The organism is Streptomyces sp. NPDC048269, assembly GCF_040652395.1.
In the GTDB taxonomy this organism is placed as follows: Bacteria; Actinomycetota; Actinomycetes; order Streptomycetales; family Streptomycetaceae; genus Streptomyces.
The window spans coordinates 129603-143761 of sequence record NZ_JBEZLW010000011.1; the positions used below are offsets into that span (position 1 = coordinate 129603).

Annotated in this window: 16 protein-coding genes and 1 pseudogene; 9 read left to right on the forward strand and 8 right to left on the reverse strand. The window is 72.2% G+C overall.

The genetic code is table 11. From position 1 onward, the window contains the following. Positions 1-44 precede the first annotated feature (44 nt). A complete protein-coding gene (locus AB0D48_RS15460) occupies positions 45-506 on the forward strand; it encodes a hypothetical protein (RefSeq protein WP_362395791.1) in 462 nt (153 codons plus the stop codon). Positions 507-580: 74 nt separating this feature from the next. Here the strand turns inward: AB0D48_RS15460 and AB0D48_RS15465 are convergent, their stop codons facing one another. Further along, complete coding sequence (locus AB0D48_RS15465) at positions 581-1612, reverse strand: CBM35 domain-containing protein (RefSeq protein WP_362395794.1); 1032 nt, start codon at positions 1610-1612, stop codon at positions 581-583. A gap of 68 nt (positions 1613-1680) precedes the next feature. After that, entirely contained in the window at positions 1681-3414 is a 1734-nt protein-coding gene (gene cdgB / locus AB0D48_RS15470; protein WP_362395797.1) for a diguanylate cyclase CdgB, read from the reverse strand. A 301-nt stretch (positions 3415-3715) separates the two neighbouring features. On the opposite strand from cdgB, the gene AB0D48_RS15475 reads away from it, so the two are divergent. Beyond that, complete coding sequence (locus tag AB0D48_RS15475; RefSeq protein ID WP_362395799.1) at positions 3716-4285, forward strand: flavin reductase family protein; 570 nt, start codon at positions 3716-3718, stop codon at positions 4283-4285. A 27-nt stretch (positions 4286-4312) separates the two neighbouring features. On the opposite strand, the gene arfB is transcribed toward AB0D48_RS15475, so the two are convergent. Continuing rightward, the gene (arfB, locus tag AB0D48_RS15480; protein ID WP_362395802.1) at positions 4313-4738 is read right to left on the reverse strand and encodes an alternative ribosome rescue aminoacyl-tRNA hydrolase ArfB; all 426 of its coding nucleotides are present in this window, start codon (positions 4736-4738) and stop codon (positions 4313-4315) included. 227 nt (positions 4739-4965) lie between these two features. On the opposite strand from arfB, the gene AB0D48_RS15485 reads away from it, so the two are divergent. Further along, complete coding sequence (locus AB0D48_RS15485) at positions 4966-5541, forward strand: TerD family protein (protein WP_362395804.1); 576 nt, start codon at positions 4966-4968, stop codon at positions 5539-5541. Between the two features lie 83 nt (positions 5542-5624). Next, entirely contained in the window at positions 5625-6149 is a 525-nt protein-coding gene (locus tag AB0D48_RS15490) for a GNAT family N-acetyltransferase (protein ID WP_362395807.1), read from the forward strand. Between the two features lie 38 nt (positions 6150-6187). On the opposite strand, the gene AB0D48_RS15495 is transcribed toward AB0D48_RS15490, so the two are convergent. Further along, the gene (locus tag AB0D48_RS15495; RefSeq protein WP_362395810.1) at positions 6188-7597 is read right to left on the reverse strand and encodes a M1 family metallopeptidase; all 1410 of its coding nucleotides are present in this window, start codon (positions 7595-7597) and stop codon (positions 6188-6190) included. A gap of 88 nt (positions 7598-7685) precedes the next feature. Then, positions 7686-8243 carry a heme-binding protein gene (locus AB0D48_RS15500; protein WP_362395813.1) on the reverse strand — a complete coding sequence of 186 codons (558 nt, stop codon included), beginning with the start codon at positions 8241-8243 and terminating at the stop codon, positions 7686-7688. Between the two features lie 289 nt (positions 8244-8532). On the opposite strand from AB0D48_RS15500, the gene AB0D48_RS15505 reads away from it, so the two are divergent. The 3 genes from AB0D48_RS15505 (at position 8533) to AB0D48_RS15515 (ending at position 10948) form a co-directional block, all read left to right on the forward strand. After that, positions 8533-9753 (forward strand): sensor histidine kinase, encoded by a 1221-nt coding sequence (locus AB0D48_RS15505; RefSeq protein ID WP_362395816.1) that lies wholly within the window; start codon positions 8533-8535, stop codon positions 9751-9753. Beyond that, positions 9750-10373 carry a response regulator transcription factor gene (locus tag AB0D48_RS15510; RefSeq protein ID WP_362395819.1) on the forward strand — a complete coding sequence of 208 codons (624 nt, stop codon included), beginning with the start codon at positions 9750-9752 and terminating at the stop codon, positions 10371-10373. Before AB0D48_RS15505 ends, AB0D48_RS15510 begins: the two co-directional genes overlap by 4 nt. A 71-nt stretch (positions 10374-10444) precedes the next feature. Then, a complete protein-coding gene (locus AB0D48_RS15515; RefSeq protein ID WP_362395822.1) occupies positions 10445-10948 on the forward strand; it encodes a hypothetical protein in 504 nt (167 codons plus the stop codon). 259 nt (positions 10949-11207) lie between these two features. Here the strand turns inward: AB0D48_RS15515 and AB0D48_RS15520 are convergent, their stop codons facing one another. Continuing rightward, on the reverse strand, positions 11208-11882 hold the full coding sequence (locus tag AB0D48_RS15520; protein ID WP_362395825.1) for a pentapeptide repeat-containing protein: 675 nt from the start codon (positions 11880-11882) through the stop codon (positions 11208-11210). Between the two features lie 212 nt (positions 11883-12094). On the opposite strand from AB0D48_RS15520, the pseudogene AB0D48_RS15525 reads away from it, so the two are divergent. Beyond that, positions 12095-12220: pseudogene (locus AB0D48_RS15525) on the forward strand (zinc-binding dehydrogenase); the annotation flags it as partial. Positions 12221-12331: 111 nt separating this feature from the next. After that, a complete protein-coding gene (locus AB0D48_RS15530) occupies positions 12332-12550 on the forward strand; it encodes a hypothetical protein (protein WP_362395828.1) in 219 nt (72 codons plus the stop codon). Here AB0D48_RS15530 and AB0D48_RS15535 read toward each other — a convergent pair. Next, positions 12547-13038 carry a GNAT family N-acetyltransferase gene (locus tag AB0D48_RS15535; RefSeq protein WP_362395831.1) on the reverse strand — a complete coding sequence of 164 codons (492 nt, stop codon included), beginning with the start codon at positions 13036-13038 and terminating at the stop codon, positions 12547-12549. The two genes, AB0D48_RS15530 and AB0D48_RS15535, sit on opposite strands and share 4 nt — an antisense overlap. Next, on the reverse strand, positions 13035-13982 hold the full coding sequence (locus tag AB0D48_RS15540; protein ID WP_362395834.1) for an aminoglycoside phosphotransferase family protein: 948 nt from the start codon (positions 13980-13982) through the stop codon (positions 13035-13037). Before AB0D48_RS15540 ends, AB0D48_RS15535 begins: the two co-directional genes overlap by 4 nt. Positions 13983-14159: the final 177 nt, after the last annotated feature.

Below are 14159 nucleotides of genomic sequence, written 5' to 3' on the forward strand. Positions count from 1 at the left end.
GATCACAAGATCATTTCGATCTTCGAAACGCAAGGCTGAACCACATGAAGCGCATCGTCCGCAACACCCTCGCCACCTTCGCCGGGGTGGTGGCCGTCTCCACACTGGCGATGGCTCCCGCCCAGGCCCAGACGATCTCGGGGGGCTCCTGCGGCGCGGGCTACTACCAGCAGGACGCCTACCCGCTCGGCGACGACCAGGGCGCCACCGGCGCCGGCGTCCTGTTCCTCTACTACAACCGCTCCACCGGCACGAACTGCGCGATCCTCCGCCGCGACGCCAGCTTCCACGTCACCGACGGCATGGGCATCTCCCTTGAAGGCGGCGGCAAGTCCGACGTCGACGGCCAGCGCGCCTACACCCAGTACGCGGGCCCGGTGTACGTCAAGGCCCCCGGCAGCTGCGTGAAGGTCTCCGGGCACATCACGGGCGTCTGGCTGGGCGACGACTCCAGCTACCTGGAGAAGACGCACAGGGAAAACACCGGCTGGGTCCACTGCGGCTGACAGCCCCATGAAAACGGGTCCGGTCCCGCCGCGTGCGCGGTGGGACCGGACCCTTTTCCGTACCGGTGGGGCGGTCAGCGCCTGGTGTGCCCCGAACCCAGCTCCAGCTGGTCGAAGATCGCGTCGCACTGGTTGCCGGGCTCGCACGAGATCTTCAGCGCGTTCGAGCCCTTCTTGAGGGTGATCCACGCAAAGGTGCGCGTCCAGCCCTTGTCCCAGGCCCCGTCCGCCGCCTTCGCGAAGTTGGACAGGTTCAGCGACTGGTTCGGGCTCTGCCCGTTGACCGTGAGGGTCGCCTTACCGTCCTTGCCGGGAACGGCGTAGTTGACGAACAGCGTGTAGTCGCCCGAATCCGGCACCTCCACCGTCCAGGTGAGCGCCGCACCGGTCTGGTTGAAGTTGCCGACGTACTGACCGCCCGAGCTCTTCGAACCCGGCACCGCGCTCTGCAACTGCGCACCACCGCTCAGCACCATGCCCGCACCGGCCGCCTCGCCCTTGGGCAGCGGGGCCTCGGAGGGCTTGGGAGAGCCGCTCGGGGTCGGGGACGAGGGGTTGTGCGGAGCCGCCGACTGCTGGCCGTTGCCGTCCGCCTTGTCGTTCTTGTCCTTGTCCTTGCCGAAGGCGAGGGCCGCGCCGATGCCGATCGCGACCGCGCCGACCACCGCGACCGCCGCGATCAGCAGACCCTTGCGGCTGGATCCGCCGCCGCCGCCGTGACCGCCGTGACCGCCGGAAGGCGTGACCGACTGCGTCTGGTGCTGCGGGGGCTGCTGCTGCGGCGGAACGCCGTACCCGCCCGCCTGGAGCGCCTCCGGGGCCTGGTACTGCGCCTGGTAGGGCGGCTGCTGCGCGGGCACCTGCCCGCGCTGGCCGCCGTTCCTGCGCTCGCCGACCGTGCGCACCTGGTGGTGGGAGGTACGGGGAACGCCGGGCTGCGCGCCGGAAGGACCGCCTGCCGCGGGCCCCGGGTAGCCGTATCCGCCGCCCTGACCGGGCGGGGTGGCTCCGGCGGCCTGGCCGTCCGCGTAGAGATAGCCGAACGGATCGTCGTCCTCGGGCTTGTTCGCCCCACCGTGCGGGCCGTTGTTCGCGGGCGTCGTCATCGCAGGTCACTCCTTTCGACCCCCGGGAGCCTACCCCGAACAGGTGCGCCCACGGGCGCCCGATCGTCTCAGCCGGCCCGGCGGTGCGCCTTGGAGCGGGACCTCTTCTCGATGTACATGCGCTGGTCGGCGGAGCGCAGCACCTCGTCCGCCGACATCCCGCAGCTGGCCCAGCCGATCCCGAAACTGGCTCCGACACGCACCGCGCGGCCGTCCACCCGGATCGGCGGGATGATCGCGTTGCGCAGCCGGACGGCGAGATCGGCGGCGTCCGCGGCGCCCAGGCCGTCCGCGAGGACGACGAACTCGTCACCACCCAGCCGGGCGACGGTGTCGCCGTCCCTGACACACGTCGTCAGCCGCCGGGCCACCTCGATCAGGACCGCGTCACCCGTGTGGTGCCCGAACCGGTCGTTGATCGACTTGAAGCCGTCGAGGTCGCAGAAGAGCACCGCGAGCCCCTTCGTCCCGTCGTCGACGTCCGTCGTGGGCGCCACCGTGTGCACGTGGTGGTCGTACGGGCCGTCCGCCTGGGCGGGCAGCGTCCCGGCGTACTCGAAGGGGTCGGACCCCGCGAACCGGTCGGGGCCGTCGGGTTGAAAGCCGTGCTCACCGGCACCACCCGCCTCCCTCCGCACCTCGTGGCCGTCGCCGTACCCGGTGTGCGCCACGCGGCCCTCGTAGGCCGCGTCCAGAGCCTCCACGGCGGTGGCCCGTACGGACTGCGGCCTGCGGCACAGCCGGGCGCCGAGCCGGGACCGCAGCTCGGCACTGTTGGGCAGGCCGGTCAGCGAATCGTGGCTGGCGCGGTGGGCGAGCTGGAGCTCGTGCCGCTTGCGCTCCTCGATGTCCTCGACGTGCGTGAGCAGGAACCGGGGGCCGTCGGCGGCGTCGGCGACGACCGAGTTGCGCAGGGAGACCCATACGTACGTGCCGTCGCGCCGGCCGAGGCGCAGCTCGGCGCGGCCGCCCTCGGCGGAGGTCCGCAGCAGGGTGCCGATGTCCTCGGGGTGGACCAGGTCGGAGAAGGAGTAGCGGCGCAGGACCGAGGCCGGGCGGCCCAGCAGCCGGCACAGCGCGTCGTTGGTCCGCAGCAGCCGGCCGTGCTGGTCGCCGCCCATCTCGGCGATGGCCATGCCGCTGGGCGCGTACTCGAAGGCCTGGCGGAACGACTCTTCACTGGCACGCAGTGCCTGCTGCTCGCGCTCCAGCCTGACCAGGGCCCGCTGCATGTTCGCGCGGAGCCTCGCGTTACTGATCGCAATCGCCGCCTGGAAGGCGTACATCTGGAGCGCTTCGCGGCCCCAGGCGCCCGGCCGGCGCCCATTGCGCGGTCTGTCCACCGAAATGACACCTAGAAGTTCCCCGCCGGACGCATACATGGGGGCGTAGAGCCGGTCCTCTGGATGCCACTCGTCCTCGAACCGCGGCTCGGGGCCCTCCGTGTGCCACTGCGGGACGTCGTCCTCCATGAGGACCCAGCCCTCGGTGTGCGGGATGAAGCGGAGGCCGTCCCAGTTCTCACCCATCGTCAGGCGGCGTTCCCAGGAGCTTCGGGAGCCGACCCGGCCGGTGATGAGAGCCTCCGCGGCGGGGTCGCCGGCGAAGGCGGCGACGACGAGATCACCGTCCGGGCGTACGAGGTTGACACAGGCGAGTTCGTAGCCGAGGCCCACGACGATGCCGTCCACGACGGTCTGCAGAGTGTCCGCCAGGCTCCTGGCCGTGTTGAGTTCGGCCACCACCCGGTGCAGCTGCCGCAGGGTCGCAAGACGGACGTACGGCTCCGACTCGGTCTCCATTGCTCGCTCTCCCCGAGACCTCGACAGCAACTCCAGTTTTGTCATCGGCGTTTCGTTGCGGTGTCCCGTCCACTGAATCACAGTGAGCTGTGCCGCAGGTACACAGGGTCAACAAATCTTGCCGTCTGTGACTCAAGTCACATGAGATGAATAATCAGCGTCCCGCTGGTCGGATTTGGCTGGGAGCGCTCCCTCACCTTCCCGGAAGCAAACGATACTCTCGGGCCTAGGCCGAGGGGCGGGGACGCGACTCGGACCAGGGCCCGATGTGCGCGCGGGAGGGCGAGATTAGCGTTCCAGCGTGCTGAAGACGATCCCTGTCACCCCCGTGCCCCATGCCAGCCCCCATGCTGAGGGGGTGAGCAACGACGAGTTCCGGGCAGCCATGTCCCGGCTGGCGGCGGGCGTGTGCCTGATCACCGCGTACGAGACCCCTCTGACGGCGGACGGCCCGCGCGGCGAGGACGTCGGCATGACGGCGACGGCGTTCATGTCCGTGTCCCTGGACCCACCCCTGGTGCTGGTGAGCCTGCGCGAGGGTTCCCGGATGGACGACCTGCTCGCGGAACAGCCGCTGTGGGCGGTCTCGCTCCTCGCCGACCACCAGCTCCAGGTCGCCGGCCGCTTCGCCATGAAGGGCCGGATCAGCGACCGGCTGCTCTTCGCGGACCTCCCCCACGTCCGCGGCGAGGCATCGGGCGCCCCGCTGCTGAGCGGCGCCCTGGCCACCCTCGAATGCCGTACGGAGAACCGCGTCGAGGCGGGCGACCACACCCTGGTCATCGGCCGCGTCCTGACCGCCGGCCTGCCCTCCCCGGACGGGCAGCCGCTGACGTACTTCCGCGGCCGCTACCGCCACCTGGGTCAGTAGGGTCAGTAGTCCCGGGCCCCGGCGGCGCTACCAGTCCCGCCCGGTCCGCCCCCGCTTGGTCTCGGCCCGCGCCTTCTTCTCCCGCAGCCGGCGCTCGTTGATCCCGCGAGGGATCTTCGTCGCCCGGCGCGGCTTCGGCGGCGGCGCCGTCGCCTCGGCCAGCAGCGAAGCCAGCCGGACCAACGCCATCTCCCGGTTGCGGAACTGCGAGCGGTGCTCGGAGGACCGTACGGTCACCACCCCGTCGACCAGACGGGAGGCGAGCCGCTCCAGCGCCCGCGCCTTCCACACCTCGGGCAGCGCGTTCGTCGCCGCCAGGTCGAAGAGCAGCTCCACGCGGGAGTCGGAGGTGTTCACGTGCTGGCCGCCCGGTCCGGAGGACCGCGAGAAGCGCCAGGCGAGCTCGCCCTCGGGGAGCACGACCGAACCGCGGATGACATAGGGACCAGGCATGCCCCCTATGATCCGTGCCCGCCCCCGCCCCGTCACCCTCATTTACCGTCAGCCGGTACTGCCGGCCCGTACCGCTCTGCCGTCAGGCGGTACTGCCACCCCCTACCGTCATCCGCCTGCCGTGCGGATTTCGCACGGGAACCCGGCGGCCCCCTCGTGGCGTTATAGGGATGAGCGGTAATTTGACCGCCTGCACGTGCATGTCGGATGAGGAAAGGGACATTCCCATGGCTGTCAGCCTGTCCAAGGGCGGCAACGTCTCGCTCACGAAGGAGGCCCCCGGCCTCGCTGCCGTCACGGTCGGCCTCGGCTGGGACGTCCGTACCACCACCGGTGTCGACTTCGACCTCGACGCCTCGGCCATCGCCGTGAACGCGACGGGCAAGGTCGTCTCCGACGGCCACTTCGTCTTCTTCAACAACAAGTCCACCCCCGACCAGACCATCGTCCACACCGGTGACAACCGCACCGGCGAGGGCGCGGGCGACGACGAGGCCATCAACGTCAACCTCGCCGGCCTCCCGGCCGACGTCGACAAGATCGTCTTCCCGGTCTCCATCTACGACGCCGAGGCCCGCAGCCAGAACTTCGGCCAGGTCCGCAACGCGTACATCCGCGTCGTGAACCAGGCCGGCGGCGCCGAGATCGCCCGCTACGACCTCTCCGAGGACGCGGCGACCGAGACCGCCATGGTCTTCGGCGAGCTCTACCGCAACGGCGCCGAGTGGAAGTTCCGCGCGGTCGGCCAGGGCTACGCCTCCGGTCTCACCGGCATCGCGCAGGACTTCGGCGTCAACGTCTGAGTTCCGCCCGCAGCGGCCGACACCACCGCTGCCGAAGCCCCCTCCCAGCCGTCCGGGGAGGGGGCTTCGCTACCGTTGACCAGGTGATTCTCCAACCGCTCGTCCCCGTGGACGGCGCCCTGCCCGGTCCGGTCCTGACCGAGATCGCCTCCCTGTACGCGACGAACCATGCGTTCTTCGAACTCAGCGGCGACTTCCCCGACCCGAACCGCATCACGGTCGAACAGGTCGCGGCCTCCCTCGCCGGCGAACTCGCCCATGACGGCGCCGAGGTCCTCCTCGCCCGCTCCGCCGGCCGGCTCGTCGGCATGGCGGCCACCCTCGCCACCCACCCCGATCCGGCCTCCGACGACCCGGACCCGTGGATCGGCCTGCTGCTGGTCGACGCCACCGCCCACCGCGAGGGCTACGGACGCGCCGTGGCCACCCTCGTCGAGGACCGCTTCCGCGCCGCCGGACGGACCGGCGTACGGATCGCCGTACTCGACAACAACCCCAAGGCCATGGCTTTCTGGGAGTCCCAGGGCTACACCCCGCTGCGCCGGGCCGAGGACCGCGAACGGGGCCGTGCGTGCACGGTGCTCCGCAAGCCGCTGGCGGCCCCGTAAGGCCGTGCCGTACCCCGTCATCCGTAAGGCCCACCGGGCTACTTGGGGCGGTCCTTCCCGTACAGCCACACGTCCCAGACCTTCTTCAGGTCGTGCCCGGTCTTCTCCTGCGCGTAGGCGGTGAAGTCGGCCGTACTCGCGTTCCCGTGCCGGTGGTCGGCCGGCCAGCCGCGCAGCAGGGCGAAGAACTTCTCGTCGCCCACCTCCTGGCGGATCCGGTGCAGCACCATCGCACCGCGGACGTAGACCGGCTTCGAGGAGATGTCCTCGGGCCCGGGCGGCGCGGCCGGCGGGAAGGCGCCCCAGTCGGAGCCGGCGTCCTCGTCGGCGTCCGTGTCACCGGCCAGGAAGGCATCGAACGCCTGCTGCGCGGTGGTCCCGCCGTGGTCCTCGGCCCACAGCCATTCCGCGTAGGTCGCGAAGCCCTCGTTGAGCCACATGTCCTTCCAGGACTTCGGCGACACCGAGTTGCCGAACCACTGGTGGGCGAGCTCGTGCAGCAGGGTCTCCTCGTCGGTCGCGCCGGGGAAGACGGGCTTGGTCTGGGTCTCCAGCGCGTAGGCGAGGGTCCCGGCGGGCAGCACGACCGCCCCCGCCGTACCGAAGGGGTACGGCCCGAACCGGCCCGCCGCCCACTCCACCATCTCCGGCAGCCGCGCGAGGACCCCCGCGCTCGCCGCCGCCTCATCGGGCGTCACCGCGTTGTACAGGGCGACCCCCGACGGGGTCCGCCCGGACGCCACCCGGTACTTGCCGACGACGGCGGTCGCCAGGTAGCTCGCCATCGGCTCCGGGTTGTGCCACGCGAACACGGTCCGCCCGTCGGCGTCGGTGGTCCGCGAGCGCAACTCGCCGTTCGACACGGCCTCGTAGCCCTTCGGCACCGTGATCGTGATGTCGTACGCGGCCTTGTCGCTGGGATGGTGGTTGCCCGGGAACCAGGTCATCGAACCAACCGGCTCGCCGACGCCCACCGCGCCGTCGTCCGTGGTGATCCAGCCCTCCTTGGCGCCGTCCGCGTCCGTGAGCGCCTTCGGCCTGCCGCCGTAGTCGACCTCCGTACGGAAGACCTCGCCCTTCTGCAGGTCCTCGGCCGGGCGCACGGTCAGCTCGTTGCCGGTCCGGTTGTACCGGGCCCCGGCGCCCTGCACGGTCACGTCCTCGACGCTCAGGCCGCTGAGGTCGAGGTTGAAGGAGCTGAGCCGCTGCTCGGCGCGGGCGGTGATCACCGCCGTTCCGTGCAGCAGGCCGTCGGCGGGGTCGTAGTCCAGGTCCAGGTCGTAGTGCTCGACCTGGTAGCCGCCGTTGCCCGCCTTGGGGAAGTACGGGTCGCGCAGCCCCGCCGCACCCGGCCGCCCCTGCACCGGGCCGCCCGTACACGCCGTGGTGAGGGCGAGCAGGGCGGCTACGGCGGGGGCGGCGAGGCGGGAAAGAGCGCGGTGTTCCACGCACTCGATCCTAGGCGGGCGCCGTCGGGTCCCGCTTGATCGCCTTGTTGATCTGCTCGTCGCTCTACTTGGGGCTCTGCTTGTTGCTCTACTTGGCGAGGGCGTCGGCGCCGGCCTTGGCGAACTTCTCGTCCAGCTCGCCGCTCGGGGCGCCGGCCACGCCGATGCCGGCGACCGGGGCACCGTTGGCCTGCACCGGGGTGCCACCACCGAGGAAGAGGGTGCCGGGAATGTCCTTCAGGTTCGGGGCCTGGGCGAGGCGGCCCGCGAGCACCGAGGTCGGGGCGTTCCAGGACACGGCGGTGTAGGCCTTGCGCTGCGCCGAGTCGTAGGACTGCGGGCCCGCGCCGTCGCCGCGGAGGGTGACGAGGGTGTTGCCGTTGCGGTCCACGACCGCGACGGTCACCTTCTGGTTCTCGCTCTGGGCGGCCTGGAGCGCGGCCTGGGCGGCGCGGGTGGCGGCGTCGAGGGTGAGGTGCGTCGTGGTGGTGAAGTTCTTGTCGCCCGGCCCGTCCTTCTTCACGGCCACGGCGGCCGGCGCGGCTTCGGCGGCGGGGGTGGCGCCGGCGCTGACGGCGCCGAAGGTCCCGGCGCCGAGCGCGACGGCGAGGGCGGTACCGGTGAGAACGCGGGTACGGGTGTTCATCTGTGCTCCTGAGAACGGTTGACGCGGTGACTGCTCCAAGCCTGTCCCCGCACCCCCCGCCGCCCCGTCCCCGTACCGGCTCCCCCCACCGACCGCACCGGCTGACCCGGGGGTCATCCGATCGGTCGATGCGCACCGTCACGAGGGCCGTATTGGCTGGTCACGCCTCCGGGCACAGCCGGCGCCGCCGTGCCGGCCCCCCGGCGAGGTAGGCGCGGGTCCGGGGCCACGCCCCGGAGACGACGCCGCGGGCAACAATGGACGCAAGCCCCGAACCCAGGAGCACCCCGTGACGACCCCCGCCCCGCCACGCGACACCCGCACGCTGGCCACGGTCGCCCACACCGCGTTCTTCCTGCTCCTCGGCGCCTCGCTGGCCCGCTTCCTCCTCCGCCACCCCGGTGAACCCCGCACCCCGTGGATCATCGCCCTCAGCATCACGCTGGCCCTCCTGTACGTACTCGGCCCCGCCGTCGGCCCGGCCCTCGGCGCCGCCCCGACCTCCCGCCGGACAGGACGGACTAGGCAGACACGTCCGACAGGACGGGCACGGCAAACCCTCTGGCTCGGCCTGATCGTCGCCACCTGGGTGGTCCTCGTCGTCCTCGCGCCGAGCTTCGCCTGGTGCGCCGTTCCGCTCTTCTTCACCGCCCTGCGCACCCTCCCCCCACGCGCCGCGATCGTCCTCGTCGCCCTCCTCACCGGCTTCGTGGTGATCGCCCAGCTGAAGCTGGCCGGGTCCTTCGACCCCAACCTCCTCCTCGCCCCGCCCGCCGTCGCCGCCCTGGCCACCGCCGTATTCGTCCACATGGAGCGCCAGGCCCAGGCCCAGCGCGCACTGATCGAGGACCTGATCCGCACCCGCCGGGAACTGGCCGCCACCGAGCGCCGCGAGGGCACCCTCGCCGAACGCCAGCGGCTGTCCATGGAGATCCACGACACCCTCGCCCAGAACCTCTCCAGCCAGCAGATGCTCCTCCAGGCCGCCGACCGCACCTGGGACACCGACCCGGCCACCGCCCGCGCGCACGTCCGTACCGCCACCGGCATCGCCGCCCGCGGCCTCGCCGAGGCCCGCCGCCTCGTCCACGACCTGGCCCCCGCCGAACTCGCCGACGGCACCGGCCTCGCCGACGCCCTGCGCGCCCTGGACGCCGGTCCGGACATCGAGGTCCGCTTCCACCTCGAAGGCGCCCCGGCCGCACTCCCCGACCGGGTCCAGTCCGCCCTGCTGCGCATAGCCCAGGGCGCGCTGGCCAACGTACGAGAGCACTCCGGCGCCCGGACGGCCGCGCTCACCCTGAGCTTCCTCGGTGACCAGGTGGTTTTGGACATCGCCGACGACGGCCGAGGCTTCCACGAGCCCCGCGTCGCCACCGGGGAACGCGGACACGGCCTCCCGGCGATGCGCGCCCGCGTGCGCCAGCTGGGCGGCACCCTGACGATCGAATCCACGCCGGGCGAGGGCACCGTCCTCTCCGCGGCCATCCCCCTGGAGCCCACCGGATGACGACGATCCTGCTCTGCGACGACCATGTGGTGGTCCGCGCCGGACTCCTGGCCCTCCTCGGCAGCGAGCCCGACATCGAGGTCCTCGGCGAGGCGGGCAGCGGCGAGGAGGCCGTCGCGCTGGCCGCCAAGCTCCGCCCCGACGTGGTCCTCATGGACCTCCAGCTGGGCGAGGGCATCGACGGGGTCGAGGCCACCCGCCGCATCACCGCCGCCCCGAACCCCCCGCACGTCCTGGTCCTCACCACCTACGACACGGACGCGGACATCACCCGGGCCATCGGCGCGGGCGCGACCGGCTACCTCCTCAAGGCGGAACGCCCCGAGGAACTCTTCGCCGCCATCCACTCGGCAGCCCAGGGCCGCACCACCCTGTCCCCGCCGGTGGCCAGCCGCGTCATGGCCCACATGCGCGGCACCCGGCCCACCCTGACCGACCGCGAACTGGACATCCTCGGCCAGCTGGCCCGCGGCCTCGGCAACCGCGACATCGCCCGCGCGCTCTTCATCAGCGAGGCCACCGTCAAGACCCACCTGGGCCGCATCTACGACAAACTCGGCGTCGACACCCGCGCGGGCGCCGTCGCCGTGGCGAAGGAACAACGCCTGCTGCCTTCTTGACGCGCCCCTCGCACAGCCCCCGCCCCCTCCGGGGTGAGGACACCCCGCGTACCCGTGACACCATCGGTGACGTGCTCGACATCGGCTACTCCCTCTCCCGGCGCTTCCCCGACCCCCCGCAGACCGACTACCGCTCTGCGGACGTCCACACCCTGCGCCACGACCTGTTCTGCGGGGACGTCTACCTCGCCGACACCACCACGGACCGGGAAGTGTCCACAGCCTGGGGATGGGTGCCCGTACTGGACTTCGCCTGGGCCCTGTGCGACATCGTCGAGCAGCTCGACCAGGACCCCCGCGGCAACCGCTCCGCCAATCGCCAGTACGCCGAACTCGACTTCACCGAGTCCACCGACCGGATGCTCTTCGAGCGCCGCTTCGGCTGGGTCGACGTCGAGGCCGACTGGATGCCGGGCGAGGAGGAGCCGCTGACCTTCAGCCACCGCCTGCTGCGCCGCGAGGCCCGCGACTTCCTGCACGACCTCATCGCCGACCTGGTCGACATGCACGACGGCCTGGCCGAAAACCCCGCCATCTGGATGCTCCAGTCCCGCTTCCCCCGCGTCCCGGCCTAACCCCTGCGGACGGCCGGCAACGGCCGATCTTCAGCCCCGCCGCTGTTCGCGGCGCGGGCCCCGGCGCGGAGCCCCGACCCTCGGCCCCGCCGGCGCTTGAGGCACGGGACCCGGGCCGGAGCCCCCACCTCAGCCCCACCGGCGCTTGAGGCACGGGGTCCAAGGCGGAGCCCCCACCTCAGCCCCGGCCGGCGCTTGAGGCACGGGGGTCCGGGGCGGCGCCCCGGGAGACGGCCCGCAGGGGCCCCACCGGGCCCCGTCACGGCACCACCCGCACCCCCAGCTGCGCAGCAAGCGCCGGGGCGAGCTCGAACAGCTGCGCCGGGCTGATCACGGCCCCGGCCAAAGCCTCCACCCCCCGCGCAATCTCCAGCACACCCGCAGCCCGCAGATCCACATCCGTCATCCGCACCCCGCTGAAATCCACCCCCCGCAGCCCGCAGTCCCGGAACTCCACCCGCTCCAGCACCGCATCCCCGAAGTCCGGCTCCACGAGCACGCACCCCTCGAAGACCACGTCCCGCAACCGCGCCTTCCGCAGGTTCAAGTAGTCGATCTTGCCGCCCCGGACCACCACCCGCTCCAGCACGGCCCCGTGCAACTGCACCCCGCCCAGCCGCGCGTCCACCACCTCCACGTCCCGCAACGTGGCCCCCGCCAGATCGGCCCCCACCCCCCGGACCCCCTCCAGCACCGAGTCCAGGAACCGTGCCTTCGCCAGCCCCGCCTCGTCCAGCGCGCACCGCCGCACCGCGCAGTCCATGAACCGGGCCCCGACCCCCTCCTGCCCCGCCAGATCCAGGTCCGCGAACTCCAGCCCGTCGTAGTCCCCGTCCGGTTCCAGCCCGTCCCCGTCCCACACCGCCAGCTCCGGCAACCGCACCTCCGGCCGCCGCGCCGCCTTCACCGTCTCCTGCTGCCCTTTGCGCGCCATTCCCCCATCGTGGCGCAGCCCACTGACAAGCCCCCGCAGCACCGCCAGGCAACCCTTGACCTCAACCACGGTCGAGGTCCGAGGCTGGCGGCATGGACACCATGACCGCCCCGGACACCATGAACGCCATCCGCCTCCACACCTTCGGTCCCGCCGAGAACCTCATCCACGAGGCCGTCCCCACCCCCGCCCCGGCTCCCGGCCAGGTCCGCATCGCCGAAGCCGCCGCCGGCCGCCTGCGCCCCGCCGTCCAGCGTCACCCCCTCGCCGAGGCCGCGGCCGCCCACCGCGCCCTGGAGACCCGCGCCACCATCGGCAAGGTCGTCCTGGAGCCGTAGACACGCCCGGTCCTTCAATTTCCCTTGCCGACAGCACAGTTGCCGAGGATCACGTGCGTCACGGCGGGCATTTCGGGGGAGACGACATGGCCAGGCGTGATCTTCGAGGACATGATCCGGACGATCCGGATCCTCCGCGACCAGGTCTCCGCCGACGACCGCCAGATCATCGACGAGTCCCTGGCGACCATCAGCCAGGGCGACGCCGCGCCGCCCGGGGCCTTCCGCCGGGCCCTCGCCTCCGTCACCGGTATCGCCGCACTCGTCGGCGAGATCGGCGTCCCCGCGGCCGAAGCGGTCCGTCGCGTCCTGGCCCTGCTCGCCGGCTAGGCCGGATCCTCGGGGCCGCCCGCACCCAGCTCCGCCAACGGCCCGTCCGTCAACCGGTACACCGACCACTCGTCCTGCGGCCGCGCGCCCAAGGCCTCGTAGAACGCGATCGTCGGCGCGTTCCAGTTCAGCACCGACCACTCCAGCCGTCCGTACCCGCGCTCCACGCAGATCCGCGCCAACTCCCGCAGCAGCGCCTTCCCGTAACCGCCTCCGCGCGCGCTCTGCCGTACGTACAGGTCCTCCAGGTAGATCCCGTGCACCCCACGCCACGTCGAGAAGCTGAGGAACCACACCGAGAAGCCGACGACCTCCCCCTCGGCCGTCTCCGCGATGTGCGCGAACGCCGCCGGCCGCTCCCCGAACAACGCCTCCCGCAACTGCTCCTCGGTCGCCCGCGCCTCGTCCGGCACCTTCTCGTACTCCGCGAGCTCACGGATCATGGCGCGAATGGCAGGGACGTCGTCGACCACAGCGTTACGGATCATGCCCGCACCCTAAGGGCTGGCCCCGTGCGCCGCCCCAGCAGCACCTCGGCCACTGCCAGTTGCTCCTCCTGGAGCCGCGCCTCCCCCTCCTCCACGCCCCACAGGCAGTTCTGCAGCACCCGCCCCAGCGTCCACGCCCGTGCCCGCTCGCGGTCCAGCGCCAGCACTTCCGTCAGCAGGTCGAACCGCCGGCGCACCTCGTCCACCGCGAAGTTGTTGACGATGGCCGGCAGCAGATCGAACCCCGGATCCCCGGCGAGCGGCTTCGGATCGATCGCCAGCCACTCCTCCCTCCCGCCCTCGCCGCCGCCCAGCACGTTGTCGTAGTGCAGGTCCCAGTGCAGCAAACGGTCCCCGGGCTCCCCGGCCACCTCGGCGACCGCCGCCGCGCAGTCGCGCACCACCCGGCGGTCCCGTTCGTCGCCCAGCCTCGCCAAGGCCCCCGGCACACGGTCCAGCATCCCGGCGGCCATCCCCCCGAGTCCGCGCAGCCCCGCCGGCGCCGGCACCGCCGCCAGCCGGGCCAGCAGTTCGGCGACCACCTGGACCGCCTCACGCGAATCCCGCTCCGCGACCGCCGACAGGTGATGCCCCTCGTCGAGCCGCTCCAGCAGCATCGCCCCGGTCGGCTCGTCGTGCTCCAGCAGCCGTACGGAACCCTCCCCGCCCCACGCGCGCAGCGCGACCGGCTCCCCCGCGCTCTCCTCGTCCACCAGTTGGAGCTTCAGCGCGGCCGGCGTGCCGTCCAGCCGCTCCACGGGCAGCACCAGAGCCGTCACCCCGTGCATCCCGGCCCCCGTGCGCCGCAGCTCCCACCGCTCCAGGAACCGGCCCGCCAGCGCGGGCAGCCCGGCGATGAACTCCCGCCCGGCCGCCCCGTTGAACCTGGCCTGCGCCTCGGCCAGCGCCTCCGGTACCTCCACCACGTCCACCACGTCCACCATGCCGCGAGGCTACGACGGAACCAGCACAACGGGCGTCCCCTGCGGCTCCTCCCCTGCGGCCCCGTCCCCTGCGGCCCCGTCGCCTCGGAGCCCCGCTCGGCCACCGCGACCCGCCCCTCGCCCTACGGCCCCCGCCACCCCTCCCACATCCGCCATCCAGCCTGGAAACACACCCCG

What these genes read in the sequence shown, in the direction of transcription:
- AB0D48_RS15520 (WP_362395825.1), bottom strand. Translation starts at nt 11,882, where the DNA reads ATGGCGCGCAAAGGGCAGCAGGAGACGGTGAAGGCGGCGCGGCGGCCG.
- AB0D48_RS15460 (WP_362395791.1), top strand. Translation starts at nt 45, where the DNA reads ATGAAGCGCATCGTCCGCAACACCCTCGCCACCTTCGCCGGGGTGGTG.
- AB0D48_RS15535 (WP_362395831.1), bottom strand. Translation starts at nt 13,038, where the DNA reads ATGATCCGTAACGCTGTGGTCGACGACGTCCCTGCCATTCGCGCCATG.
- arfB (WP_362395802.1), bottom strand. Translation starts at nt 4,738, where the DNA reads ATGCCTGGTCCCTATGTCATCCGCGGTTCGGTCGTGCTCCCCGAGGGC.
- AB0D48_RS15485 (WP_362395804.1), top strand. Translation starts at nt 4,966, where the DNA reads ATGGCTGTCAGCCTGTCCAAGGGCGGCAACGTCTCGCTCACGAAGGAG.
- AB0D48_RS15530 (WP_362395828.1), top strand. Translation starts at nt 12,332, where the DNA reads ATGATCCGGACGATCCGGATCCTCCGCGACCAGGTCTCCGCCGACGAC.
- cdgB (WP_362395797.1), bottom strand. Translation starts at nt 3,414, where the DNA reads ATGGAGACCGAGTCGGAGCCGTACGTCCGTCTTGCGACCCTGCGGCAG.
- AB0D48_RS15510 (WP_362395819.1), top strand. Translation starts at nt 9,750, where the DNA reads ATGACGACGATCCTGCTCTGCGACGACCATGTGGTGGTCCGCGCCGGA.
- AB0D48_RS15465 (WP_362395794.1), bottom strand. Translation starts at nt 1,612, where the DNA reads ATGACGACGCCCGCGAACAACGGCCCGCACGGTGGGGCGAACAAGCCC.
- AB0D48_RS15500 (WP_362395813.1), bottom strand. Translation starts at nt 8,243, where the DNA reads ATGAACACCCGTACCCGCGTTCTCACCGGTACCGCCCTCGCCGTCGCG.
- AB0D48_RS15540 (WP_362395834.1), bottom strand. Translation starts at nt 13,982, where the DNA reads ATGGTGGACGTGGTGGACGTGGTGGAGGTACCGGAGGCGCTGGCCGAG.